Source organism: Roseixanthobacter psychrophilus (assembly GCF_043195195.1).
In the GTDB taxonomy this organism is placed as follows: Bacteria; Pseudomonadota; Alphaproteobacteria; order Rhizobiales; family Xanthobacteraceae; genus NCEH01.
The window spans coordinates 231,236-243,774 of the sequence record NZ_JBAFWT010000001.1 but is presented as its reverse complement, the minus strand read 5'-3'; the positions used below and the strand labels follow the sequence as shown (position 1 = coordinate 243,774).

Genomic DNA, 12,539 nt, shown 5'->3' with positions numbered 1-12,539 from the left:
CGTGCGAAGCACTGTTGCTCGCGCGGCCCTTAGACTTCCGTATCCGGCGGCATAGGTCTGTGGCGCGCGATGGGGTAAACCCCCGGTGCGCCGCTCCGAACCGCTCCGGCCGAGAGAGACCTTATGTCGCCCATGTTCGACCTCTCCCTCTATCTCGTCACCGATGCCCGGCAGACCGCGGCGCGCGGGCTGCTCGCCACCGTCAAACAGGCGGTGCAAGGCGGTGTCACCATCGTTCAATTGCGCGATCCCGAGGCCAAGGGGCGGGCACTGGTGGAACAGGCGCGCGCGCTGAAGGCGCTGCTGTCGCCCCACGGCATTCCCCTCATCATCAACGACCGGGTGGACGTGGCGCTGGCCGCCGATGCCGACGGCGTGCATCTCGGCCAGGACGACATCGACCCCGCCGCCGCGCGCGGCGTGCTCGGGCCCGGGCGCATCCTCGGCCTGTCCGTGGGCTCGCCCGAGGAACTCGCCGCCTCCGATCTCTCGGGGGTGGATTATGTCGGCGTCGGCCCGGTGAACGCCACCGGCACCAAGGGCGATGCCGGCGGGGCGATCGGCATCGCGGGGCTCGCCGCGCTGCGCAAGCGCATCTCTTTGCCGCTGGTGGGCATCGGCGGTATCGACGCCGCAAGCGCGGGAGCGGTCATCGCGGCGGGGGCGGACGGCATCGCCGTGGTCTCGGCCATATGCAAGGCCGGCGATGTCGCCGCCGCCGCGCGCGAGCTCAAGGCGATCATCGCCGCCGCCCGCGCCTGAGGATTTTCCCGCCGGACCGCGCTTCAGGCGCACCGGCGGCGTTCCCGTTCCGGGAAAGCTGTTTGTTTCGTTCCCATAGGAGACCGACATCATGTCGACCCCCACGCTGCCTACCGGCCTTGTCATCACCGGCGCGCTCGGCCCGCGCTATGAGGAGATCCTCACCCCCGAGGCGCTCGCCTTCGTCGCCGAACTGCAGCGCAATTTCAACGCGACGCGCCTCGCCCTGCTGGAGGCGCGCACCGCCCGCCAGGCCCGCTTCGATGCCGGCGAACTGCCCGATTTCCTCACCGAGACCCAAGGCGTGCGCGAAGCGGAATGGCACATCGCGCCCCTGCCGCACGACCTGCTGGACCGTCGCGTGGAGATCACCGGGCCGGTGGACCGCAAGATGATCGTCAATGCGCTGAATTCCGGCGCCAAGGTCTTCATGGCGGATTTCGAGGATGCCTCCTCGCCCTTCTGGTCCAACATGATCGAGGGCCAGCTCAATCTGAAGGACCGCTGGGCCGGGAGAATAGACTTCCACGATCCCTCCAACGGCAAGGACTACAAGCTCGGCGCCACCCCGGCCGTGCTGATCATCCGCCCGCGCGGCTGGCATCTGCCGGAAGCCCATGTGGAGGTGGACGGCGCGCCGGTTTCCGGTTCCCTGTTCGATTTCGGCCTCTATGCCTTCCACAATGCCAAGGCGGCGCAGGCGCAGGGGTCCGGTGCCTATTTCTATCTGCCCAAGACCGAGAGCCATTTGGAAGCGCGGCTGTGGAACGAGGTGTTTTCGTTCGCCGAGGCGCGCCTTGGTCTTCCCGCCAATAGCATCAAGGCGACGGTGCTGATCGAGACCTTGCCGGCAGTGTTCGAGATGGACGAGATCCTCTACGAACTGCGCGACCATGTGGCGGGGCTGAACATCGGCCGCTGGGACTACATCTTCTCCTTCATCAAGCGGCTCGGAAAGAACGCGCGCTTCCTGACGCCCGACCGGGGCCGCATGGTGATGAGCGAAGCCTTCCTCAAAGCCTATGGGTCGCTGCTGGTAAAGACCTGCCATCGGCGCGGCGCGTTCGCCATGGGCGGCATGGCGGCGCAGATTCCGGTGAAGGGCGATCCTGCCGCCAATGCCGCCGCCTTCGCCAAGGTGCAGGCGGACAAGGAGCGCGAGGCGGGCGAGGGCTGCGACGGCACCTGGGTCGCCCATCCCGATCTGGTGAAGGTGGCGCAGGAGGTGTTCGACCGCCTCATGCCCACCGCCAACCAGCTCCAGCGCACGCGGCAGGACGTGAGCGTCGCCCGCGACGACCTGCTGGTGATGCACCAGGGCGCGCGCACCGAGGCCGGCCTGCGGGAAAATATCCGCGTCGGCGTGCAATATATCGAGGCGTGGCTGCGCGGGCGCGGGGCGGTGCCGCTCTATAATCTGATGGAAGATGCCGCCACCGCCGAGATCAGCCGCGCGCAGATCTGGCAGTGGATTCATCTCGAAGCCAAGCTGGAGGACGGGCGCACCGTCACCGGCGCGCTGTTCACCAGCCTGCTGGACGATGAAATGGCCAAGCTGCGCGAGACGCTGGGCGCGGACACCTATGACAAGGGCCGCTTCCCGGAGGCGATCACGCTGTTCTCCGACATGACGCTGGCGCCGCAGTTCGAGGAATTCCTCACGTTGCCGGCCTATAAGCTGATCGCCTGAGGGCATTAAGACGGCCGCCGCATCGCCCTGGCGCGGCGGCGGCCGCTTCGACCTTACGTAACGTTACAAAAAATTCATGGGCTCGCACCCTTCTCCCGCCATGGCGGCCTCCTCATATGCGGGACGGTCAACAACCGGAGGCGGAGATGACTCCCGAGGAACGTGCGCTTATTGACGGCCTGTTCGATCGCATGCGCGGCCTGGAAGGCCAGCCGCGCGATCGCGAGGCCGAGGCGCTGATCGCGCAGCGCGTTGCCGAACTGCCCCATGCGACCTATGCCCTGGCGCAGACCGTCCTGGTTCAGGAACATGCCCTGACCCAGGCGTCCGCCCGGATTCAGGAATTGGAAGAGCAGGCGCGCCAGCCCGCGCCGCAACAGGAAACCAGCTTCCTCGGCGGCCTGTTCGGCGGCGGCCGGAGCACCTCGGTGCCCAGCACCGGCGGACGTCCCGCAGCGGGCGGCCCCATGGGCCTGCCCCAGCAGGTGAATAGCGGCGCTCAGCCCAATTCGGGCGCGCCGTGGGGCCAGCAGGGCTATGCCCAGCAGCAAGGTGGCTATCCCCAGCAGGGCGGTTATCCCCAGCAGGGTGGTCCTTGGGGCGGCCAGCAGCGCGGCTTCGGCGGCGGGTTTGGCGGCGGCGGTGGTGGCTTCCTCCAGGGCGCGCTGGCGACGGCTGCCGGTGTCGCGGGCGGCGCGCTGCTGTTCGACGGCATCAAGAGCTTGATGTCCAGCGGCACCGGCCCGGTGGCCGAGCAGGCGGCGGCGCTTGAAACCCCGAAGGAGACACCGGCGAGCGGCGATCTCGGCGCCGACGCGCAGAACGCGCTGGGCGGCGATCCCGGCGCTGCGACCGCCGATGACGGCGGCTGGAACGTGGCCGATGCGCAGGACGCCGGCTATGATGACAGCGGCGATTGGGGCGGCGGGGATTCCTCCGACGATTCCTGGGCCTGAGATGATTGGGCGTGATTATCGGGCTTGATCTGAATTAGCTCGAAGACACACGGCCCCCAAGACACAAGGCCACAAGACACAAGGCCACCAGATAAATGGCCCCGCGGCGCTCCCGCGGGGCTTTTTGTTGCCTTGCGCTTGGGGATGAGAAGGCGCGCGGGGGCTCAGTCGCCGCTGCAGGCCGAGGCGGCGATGCGATAGGTGCGTTCCGCGCCGAGCATATGGGCCTCATAGCTTGAGCTGAACAGGCCGGAGATCGCGGGATGGCGCACGTTCAGCCCGCCGGTGAGGCTGCCGAGCGCGGGCAGCACCATGCGCGCCCCGTCGGTGGCAAAGCACCGCCGGCGGATCGAGCGGCCGCGCTGCACCAGCCGCGCCACCGGGTGGAGATGGCCGGCCACTTCGCCGGGTGTCGCCATCGGCGCGGGTTCGTGGCGGAAGGTGAGGGAGCCGATGCGGATCTCCCGGGCCCATTCGCCGCACAGCAGGCCGCAGGGCTCGGGATCATGATTGCCGGCAATCCACACGAAGCTGCGTCCGTGCTGGAGCGCGGCGAGGCGGGCCTTGGTCTCTTCGGTGAGGCGCTCGGCGGCCCAGCGGTCGTGCAGCGTATCGCCGAGCGCGATCACCACATCGGGCGCCCAGCGGGCGATCAGGGTTTCCAGGAGAGCAAGTGTCTGCGCGCTGTCATAGGGCGGCAGCATCTGGCCGCGCCGGGCGAAAGCGGAGGCTTTTTCCAGATGCAGGTCGGCGACCACCAGCAGGCTGCGCGCGGGCCAGACCAGCGCGCCCAAGGGGTCCAGCACCACCTGCGCGCCGGCGAGGGCGACGAACGAAGGGGGAACAGAATCGGTACGGGCCAGCATGACGCGATATTGCCGATCCTGTCCGCTGGGGCAAGCGGCGCGGCCGCCACTCCCCCGCCCGCCGCTCCCGTTTCCCGTCTCCCCTCCGGGGAGAGGGTTGGGGTGAGGGGGCGAGAGCGCTTTCCTCCCCCTCCGCACCCCCTCACCCGCCCGCTTACGCGGTCGACCTCTCCCCGGCGGGGAGAGGTGAGGCACGTGCGAGTGCGGTGATAATTTCTGATGGGACAGCCTTGCCGCCCGCACCGCCGCTCCCCCTCTCCCCCACGGGGAGAGGGTCGGGGTGAGGGGGCCGATGCGCTTCCCCGGCCATAAACCTCAATTCAAAGCAAATAATCCTAAAAGGAATAAAATCCTTGACATTCACCCCGTCCCGGCTATCCTGAGCGCGCCTTGCACCGTGAGGGATGCGTCCGGAGCGACCTGATGTGTGGTGCGGGGGCGGTTGTCCGGCGGGTCGGGGCTTAACGCACCTCGCCCGTCAAAAGAGGAGGCCCAAAGCGTGCGTCCCGGACCGGAGTTCGTTTGCCCGGTCGTGTTGGGAGAGCGGTAACGACCCACGCAGCGCACGAAGCGAGCCATAAATCACCGTGCGGGAGCGGGCGGAGCAACGGCTCCGACGTCAACCATTGCTTTACCAAGGCGCGCCTTAGCCGGCGCGCCGTCCGCTCCCGCCACCCTCCCCCTCGCGCCGGAAACGGCGCGGGGACGCGGGCGTTGCGCCCCGCGAATCCGACTTTTTCGCGGGACACCGCACCGCAGTCCCGGCGTAGGAAAACATTCCAAGTCGCGCCTCAGCCGTCCCCCATGGCCTCGCGCACCAGGTCTTCCTCCGCCTCGGCCAGCAGCGCCTCGTTGGCGTCCCCGCCGACGCTTTCGCGGCCGATCTCAAGCAATACCGGCACTGAGAGCGGCGAGACGCGGTCGAGCGGCTGGTGGACGATGCGGCCCTTGATGCGGGCGAGCATGTCGCCGAGCCGGCGTACGTCCAGAAGTCCGGTGGCGGCATCGGCGCGGGCCGCGCGCAGCAGGATATGGTCGCTCTCGTGCCGGCGCAGCACGTCGTAGACGAGGTCGGTGGACATGGTCACCTGCCGCCCGGTCTTCTCCTTGCCGGGGAAGCGGCGTTCGATCAGCCCGGCGATCACGGCGCAGGTGCGGAAGGTGCGCTTCATCAGGGCGCTTTCCGCCAGCCAGGCCTCCAGGTCGTCGCCCAGCATGTCCTGGTCGAACAGGTCGCCGAGCGAAAGCCGGCCCTGTGCGACCGCCAGGCTGAGGTCGGAGAGGCCATAGACGGCGAGGGCATAATCATTGGCGACGAAGCCGAGCGGCTTGAACCCGGCCCGCTCCAGCCGCCGCGTCAACAGCATGCCGAGGGTCTGGTGGGCGAGCCGCCCCTCAAAGGGATAGGCGACGAGATAGTGGCGGGAGCGATTCTCGAACGTTTCCACCAGCAGGTCGAACCGCCCCGGCAGGCGCGAACGCTGGCGTTGCAGGTTCAACCAGTCGCGCACCTGGACGGGCAGCGTCTTCCAGCGCTCGGGCGCGGCGAGCAAGGCCCGCACCCCGGCGGCGAGGAAGGTCGAGAGCGGGAACTTGCCGCCCGCATAGGCCGGCACGCGCGGCGATGTGGCGGTGGAGCGCGAGACATAGACCTCGTCCTCCACCAGGGTTTCGTAGCGCAGGATCTCGCCGGCGAACACGAAGGTGTCGCCGGGGACCAGGGTCTCGACGAAATATTCCTCCACCTCGCCCAGCATGCGCCCGCCGAACCGCACCCGCCCCGCCACCCCGCCCTTGGCGGCGCCGCGCGCGGAGACCAGGCGCACTTTCAGCATGGTGGCTTCCACGATGGTGCCCACATTCATGCGATAGGCCTGCGCGATCATGGGGTTGGAGACCCGCCACAGGCCCTCCTTGGTGCGGCGGATCTTGGCGAAGCGCTCATAGGCGCGCAGCGCGTAGCCGCCGGTGGCGACGAAATCCACCGCCGCGTCGAAATCCGCCCGCGAGAGGGCGCGATAGGGCGCGGCCGAGCGCACCTCGGCATAAAGCGCATCGGCGCAAAACGGCGCGGCGCAGGCCATGCCGAGAATATGCTGGGCCAGCACGTCGAGCGCGCCGGTGCGCTCGGGCGGGGTATCCTGTCCCCCGGCCCGCACCGCCTCCAGCGCCGCCCGGCATTCCAGCACCTCGAACCGGTTGGCCGGCACCAGCACCGCCTTGGAGGGCTCGTCCAGCCGGTGATTCGCCCGGCCGATCCGCTGCATCAGCCGCGAGGAGCCTTTCGGCGCGCCGATATTGACCACCTGGTCCACGTCGCCCCAGTCGATGCCGAGGTCGAGGGAGGAGGTGCACACCACGCCCTTGAGCTTGCCGGCCGCCATGGCCGCCTCCACCCGCCGGCGCTGCTCCACGTCGAGCGAGCCGTGGTGGAGCGCGATCGGCAAGTTCAGCTCGTTCATCCGCCAGAGTTCCTGAAACAGGAATTCCGCCTGCCAGCGGGTGTTGACGAACACCAAAGTGGTCTTGTGGGCGGCGATCAGCCCGTAGACTTCCGGCAAGGCGTGGAGCGCGGTGTGGCTGGCCCAGGGCATCACCGCCTCGCTCTCCAGCATGGAAAGGTCGGGCGCCGCCCCGCCCTTGGCGATCACGAGATCGGCCAGCGCCTCCGGTTCGCCGTTGGCGCCGGGATGCTGGCCGACCAGATAACGGCGCAGATCGTCGGGCTCGGCCACCGTCGCGGAGAGGCCGACGCTCTGCAAGCCCGGCGCGATCGCCCGCAGCCGCGCCAAGGCCAGCGCCAGCAGATCGCCGCGCTTGGACGTGACGAGGGCGTGCAGTTCGTCCAGCACCACCCGCTTGAGCCCGGCGAACAGATACTCCGCATCCTTGGAGGCGAGCAGAAGCGCGATCTGCTCGGGCGTGGTCAGCAGAATGTCGGGGGGATCGCGTCGCTGGCGCTGGCGGCGCGAGGCCGGGGTGTCACCGGTGCGGGTCTCGACCCGGATCGGCAGGCCCATCTCGGCGATCGGCGTCTCCAGATTGCGGGCGATGTCCACCGCGAGCGCCTTGAGCGGAGAGATATAGAGGGTGTGCAAGGGCGATTCGCGCGGCGGCGGGGTGCGGCCCGCGGCGGGGAGCGTCCCGGCGTCTTCCTCCGTCGCCCGGGGGAGGGCCTTCGCCCGGGGCTTTGCGCGGCGTGCTTCGCTCAATTCCACCAGGGTCGGCAGTAAGCCGGCCAGCGTCTTGCCGGCGCCCGTGGGCGCGATGAGCAGGGTCGAGCGTCCCGCCCGCGCCGAGGCGAGCAGGTCCAATTGGTGCGCGCGCGGCACCCAGCCACGGTGCGCGAACCAGAGCCGGAAAGGGTCCGGCAGCGCGTGGGCGCGCTTTTTGTCGAAAGTGGACACGGGGGGAAGATAAGCCGCGTTCTCCCTTTGTGCCATGGGCGGGCATTCGGGAAAGACGACGAAAGCGATCGGTGCATTGATCCGGGGGAGGCCAGCGGCGGGCGGTTAATCACGCGTCAATCAAGCTGTCGCATCTTAGCGACAAATTCCAATTCCCCCGGAGTTCCGCCCCATGATGTCGCGCGCCGACCGCACCATGCTCAGCGAATGGTGGTGGACGGTGGACCGCCTGCTGCTCGGCACGTTGTTCACCCTTATCATCATCGGCATCGTGCTGTGCCTCGCCGCAAGCCCGCCCGTGGCAGCGCGCCTCGGCATCGCCGATCCGTTCCATTTCGTGAACCGGCAGGTGATGTTCCTGATTCCCGCCATCGGCGTGATGATCGTCACCTCGTTCCTGTCGCCGCGCACCATTCGCCGCGTCTGCATCGTGGTGTTCCTGGTGTGCCTGGTGCTGCTGTTCGCGACCCTGGTGATCGGCCCCGAGGTGAAGGGTGCGCGGCGCTGGCTGAACATCGGCCCGATCACGGTGCAGCCGTCCGAATTCCTCAAGCCGGCCTTCGTCGTGCTGGCGGCCTGGCTGTTCGCGGAAAGCAGCAAGCGACCGGAAATGCCGGCCCAGCTTCTGGCCATTGCCCTGTTGGGCAGCGTGATGCTGCCGCTGGTGCTCCAGCCCGACTTCGGCCAGACCATGCTGGTGGTGCTGGTGTGGGGGGCGCTGTTCTTCCTCGCCGGCCTGCGCTGGATCTGGATGGTGGGCCTCATCGGCTTCGGCGCCGGCGGGGCGGTCCTCGCCTATCATGTCGTGCCGCACGTGCAGAAGCGCATCGACCGCTTCCTCGATCCCGCCTCCGGCGACACCTACCAGATCGACACCGCGCTGGAGAGCTTCCGCCACGGCGGATGGTTCGGCCAGGGGCCGGGCGAGGGCACGGTGAAGCGCATCCTGCCCGATGGCCACACCGATTTCGTGTTCGCCGTGGCGGCGGAGGAGTTCGGCATCATCCTGTGCCTGATCCTGCTGTCCCTGTTCGCCTTCGTCATCCTGCGCAGCCTCATCCGCGCGCTCGACGAACAGGACCCCTTCGCCCGTTTCGCCGCCAGCGGGCTGGCGATCCTCTTCGGCCTCCAGGCGTCCATCAACATGGCGGTGAACGTTCACCTCATGCCCGCCAAGGGCATGACGCTGCCGTTCATTTCCTACGGCGGTTCCTCGCTGATCTCGCTCGCCTTCGGCATGGGCATGCTGCTCGCCCTCTCGCGGCGGCACCCCGGTGCGGCGGCGCTCGCCGCGTTAAGCGAGCCGCCGGCGGAGGCTCCGTCGCATGAGGCTGTCGCTGCATGAGCAAGCCTCTGATTTTACTGGCCGCCGGGGGTACCGGCGGCCATCTGTTTCCGGCCGAGGCGCTGGCGCATGTGCTGCGCCGACGCGGCTATGCGGTGGATCTCGTCACCGACAGCCGCGCCGCGCGCTATGCCGGGCATTTTCCCGCCGGCGCCCTGCATGTGCTCCCCGCCGATACCGTGCGCAGCCGCTCGCCGCTCGCGCTGGCCCGCACCGCGGTCACGCTGCTGCGGGGTCTCGTGCGCGGCCTGGCGCTGATGCGCCGGCTGAAGCCCGCCGTCGTGGTCGGGTTCGGCGGCTATCCCACCGTGCCACCGGTGCTCTCGGCCACCTTTTCCGGCGTACCGAGCCTGATTCATGAAGCGAACGGGGTCATGGGGCGAGCGAACCGCATGTTGGCGGCGCGGGTGAGCGCGATCGCCACGGGCTTTCCTGACATCCTGGCCGACGAGCCCCATCTGGCGGGGAAGGCGGTGTTCACCGGCAATCCCCTGCGGCCGGCGGTGCACGCTGCGGCGGAGACGCGGTTCGATGCGCCCGAGGTCGGCAGTCCGCTGCGATTGCTGGTGTTCGGCGGCAGCCAGGGCGCGCGGGTGATGGCCGACGTGGTGCCGCAGGCGATCGCGCGCCTCAACGGCGATCTGCGCAGCCGCCTTTCAGTGGTCCAGCAGGCCCGGGAGGAGGATCTGGCACGGGTGCGGCAGACCTATCTCGACCTGCAGGTCGATGCCGAGGTCAGGCCGTTTTTCGACGATTTGCCGGCGCGCATGGGCCGGGCCCATCTGGTGATTGCCCGCTCCGGCGCCTCCACGGTTGCGGAACTCGCGGCCATCGGGCGGCCCGCCATCCTGGTGCCGCTGCCCAACGCCCTCGACCAGGACCAGGCGGCCAACGCCAAGTCGCTGGAGATCATCGGCGCCGCCCTGGTGGTGCCGCAGTCCGCGTTCACGCCGGAGCGGCTTGCCGCGGCGCTTTCGACCTTTGGCGTCGATCCGCGTGCATTGACGAACATGGCGCAAGCAGCGAGAAGCGCCGGCGCGCTCGACGCGGCCGAGAAATTGGCCGATGTCGTCGCGCATCTGGCGCAGGGGGCGCCCATCGCCACGTATCGAGGACCATCCGTATGAAGCTTCCGCAGGCGCTCGGCTCCATCCATTTCATCGGCATCGGCGGCATCGGAATGAGCGGCATCGCCGAGGTGCTGCATAATCTGGGCTATCAGGTGCAGGGCTCGGATGTGGCCGAGAGCGCCAATGTAAAGCGTCTGCGCGACGAGGGCATCACGGTGGTGGTCGGCCATCGGGCCGAAAATGTGGACCAGGCCGACGTGGTGGTGGTCTCCTCCGCGATCAAGCGCGACAATCCCGAGCTGCAGGCGGCGCGCGCCAAGCGCCTGCCGGTGGTGCGCCGCGCCGAGATGCTGGCGGAGTTGATGCGCCTGAAGAGCTGCGTCGCCATTGCCGGCACCCACGGCAAGACCACCACCACCTCCCTGGTGGCGACCTTGCTGGACGCCGGCAGCATGGACCCGACCGTCATCAACGGCGGCATCATCAACGCCTATGGTACCAACGCTCGCCTCGGGGCCGGCGAATGGATGGTGGTGGAGGCCGACGAGAGCGACGGCACCTTCCTGAAGCTGCCGGCGGAAGTCGCCATCGTCACCAATATCGACCCCGAGCACCTCGACCATTTCAAGACCTTCGACAAGGTGCAGGAGGCGTTCAAGGCGTTCGTCGAGAACGTGCCGTTCTACGGCTTCGCGGTCATGTGCATTGACCATCCGGTGGTGCAGGCGCTGGTCGGGCGCATCGAGGATCGGCGCATCATCACTTATGGCGAGAACCCGCAGGCCGACGTGCGGCTGATGAACGTGGACTTGAAGGGCGGCATCACGAAGTTCGACGTGGTGTTCCGCGACCGGGCCGGCGACACGCTGAGCCGCATCGAGGGCTTCCGCCTGCCCATGCCAGGCCGCCATAATGCCCTGAACGCCACCGCCGCCATCGCCGTGGCCCATGAGCTGGGCGTGCCGGACGCGCGCATCCTGGAGGCGATCGCCCAGTTTGGTGGCGTCAAGCGCCGCTTCACCCGCACTGGCGCGTGGAATGGGGTTACGGTGTTCGACGACTACGGCCACCACCCGGTCGAGATCGCCGCCGTGCTGCGCGCGGCCCGCGCCGCCAGCGAGGGGCAGGTGATCGCGGTGGTGCAGCCGCACCGCTATTCCCGCCTCGCCTCCCTGTTCGACGAGTTCTCCACTTGCTTCAACGATGCCGACCATGTGGTGGTTGCGCCCGTCTATGCCGCCGGCGAAACGCCGATCCCAGGTGCGGACCGCGACCATCTGGTCCAGGGGCTGCGCGCGCGCGGCCACCGCAGCGTTACGGCGCTGGAAGGACCCGAGGCCCTGGCGGGGATCGTCCGGGGCCTCGCGAAGCCGGGGGATTACGTGATTTGCCTCGGCGCCGGCACGATCACGCAATGGGCCTATGCGTTGCCGGGGGATCTGGAGGCCCTCGCTTCAGGGGCGCAGTGAGCCACAGGCGTTGCACTGAGGGGTAGGACCGGATAGGCAAGCGGCGTTCACGATCCCCCGCCCGTCCGGAGACGAAGATGAACCGCACGCTCTGGATCGCGGTCGGCAGCGTATTTCTCGGCATCATCGTGCTGGGGCTGAAAGGCGCGGCCTGGTGGGTCACGGGCTCCATCGCCCTTTTGTCCGATGCGCTGGAAAGCATCATCAACGTGGCGGCGGCGCTCGCGGCCCTGGTGGCGCTCAAGATCAGCGCCCGTCCCGCCGACGACAACCATCCCTTCGGCCATCACAAGGCGGAATATCTCTCCGCCGTGCTGGAAGGCGTGCTGATCGTGGTGGCCGCCGGCTCGATCCTGCGGGAAGCCTATTTCGGCTTTCTCGATCCGCGCTTTCCGGAGCAGCCGCTGAACGGCATGCTGCTGAACGGCAGCGCCACCATTCTCAACGCCTTCTGGTGCGTGGTGCTGCTGCGGGTTGGGCGCAAGCTGCGCTCGCCTGCGCTGGTGGCCGACGGCAAGCACCTGATGAGCGACGTGGTCACCTCGGTGGGCGTCCTCGCCGGCTTCATCCTGGTGCCGATCACCGGCTGGCCGACGCTGGATCCGCTGTTGGCAGGCATCGTGGCGCTGAACATCCTATGGACCGGCTGGGGCCTGATGAAGGAATCGGTCGGCGGGCTGATGGACGCGGCCCCGCCGCCGGACGTGGTGGCCGCCATTCGCGAACTGGTCTCCACCCATGCCGACGGCGCCCTGGAGGCGCACGACCTGCGCACCCGACATGCGGGACGCATCACCTTCGTCGAATTCCACCTCGTGGTGCCGGGCGGCATGACGGTGGCGGCCGCGCATGAGATTTGCGACCGCATCGAGCGCGCTTTCGCCAAGGAGATGGACCACGCCATCGTCACCATCCATGTGGAGCCGGAGGACGAGGCGAAGCACCGGGGCGTGGTGGTGGTCTAGGCGTGTCGC

9 protein-coding genes are annotated in these 12,539 nt (G+C 68.5%); 7 read left to right on the top strand and 2 right to left on the bottom strand.

Going from position 1 to position 12,539, the window contains the following annotated elements; genetic code table 11:
• Nucleotides 1–123 precede the first annotated feature (123 nt).
• From thiE to V5F77_RS01060, 3 genes are all read left to right on the top strand, one after another.
• On the top strand, nt 124–762 hold the full coding sequence (gene thiE / locus V5F77_RS01070) for a thiamine phosphate synthase (protein WP_429003457.1): 639 nt from the start codon (nt 124–126) through the stop codon (nt 760–762).
• A gap of 91 nt (nt 763–853) precedes the next feature.
• Nucleotides 854–2,452, top strand: coding sequence for a malate synthase A (gene aceB, locus V5F77_RS01065; protein ID WP_429003456.1), 1,599 nt, complete (start codon nt 854–856; stop codon nt 2,450–2,452).
• A 146-nt stretch (nt 2,453–2,598) separates the two neighbouring features.
• The gene (locus V5F77_RS01060; RefSeq protein WP_429003455.1) at nt 2,599–3,408 is read left to right on the top strand and encodes a DUF2076 domain-containing protein; all 810 of its coding nucleotides are present in this window, start codon (nt 2,599–2,601) and stop codon (nt 3,406–3,408) included.
• A gap of 164 nt (nt 3,409–3,572) precedes the next feature.
• Here the strand turns inward: V5F77_RS01060 and pdeM are convergent, their stop codons facing one another.
• Nucleotides 3,573–4,274 carry a ligase-associated DNA damage response endonuclease PdeM gene (pdeM, locus tag V5F77_RS01055; RefSeq protein WP_429003454.1) on the bottom strand — a complete coding sequence of 234 codons (702 nt, stop codon included), beginning with the start codon at nt 4,272–4,274 and terminating at the stop codon, nt 3,573–3,575.
• Between the two features lie 791 nt (nt 4,275–5,065).
• Nucleotides 5,066–7,717 carry a ligase-associated DNA damage response DEXH box helicase gene (locus V5F77_RS01050; RefSeq protein WP_429003453.1) on the bottom strand — a complete coding sequence of 884 codons (2,652 nt, stop codon included), beginning with the start codon at nt 7,715–7,717 and terminating at the stop codon, nt 5,066–5,068.
• 136 nt (nt 7,718–7,853) lie between these two features.
• Here V5F77_RS01050 and ftsW point away from each other — a divergent pair, with 136 nt between their 5' ends.
• The 4 genes from ftsW to V5F77_RS01030 all read left to right on the top strand — a co-directional run bounded on the left by ftsW (nt 7,854) and on the right by V5F77_RS01030 (nt 12,530).
• Nucleotides 7,854–9,026 (top strand): putative lipid II flippase FtsW, encoded by a 1,173-nt coding sequence (ftsW, locus tag V5F77_RS01045; protein ID WP_429003452.1) that lies wholly within the window; start codon nt 7,854–7,856, stop codon nt 9,024–9,026.
• Complete coding sequence (gene murG, locus V5F77_RS01040) at nt 9,023–10,153, top strand: undecaprenyldiphospho-muramoylpentapeptide beta-N-acetylglucosaminyltransferase (RefSeq protein ID WP_429003451.1); 1,131 nt, start codon at nt 9,023–9,025, stop codon at nt 10,151–10,153. The genes ftsW and murG overlap by 4 nt, the downstream gene beginning before the upstream one ends.
• Nucleotides 10,150–11,565, top strand: a complete 1,416-nt coding sequence (gene murC, locus V5F77_RS01035) for a UDP-N-acetylmuramate--L-alanine ligase (protein WP_429003450.1) — start codon at nt 10,150–10,152, stop codon at nt 11,563–11,565. Before murG ends, murC begins: the two co-directional genes overlap by 4 nt.
• 77 nt (nt 11,566–11,642) lie before the next feature.
• Nucleotides 11,643–12,530 (top strand): cation diffusion facilitator family transporter, encoded by an 888-nt coding sequence (locus V5F77_RS01030; RefSeq protein ID WP_429003449.1) that lies wholly within the window; start codon nt 11,643–11,645, stop codon nt 12,528–12,530.
• The last annotated feature ends 9 nt before the right edge of the window (nt 12,531–12,539 follow it).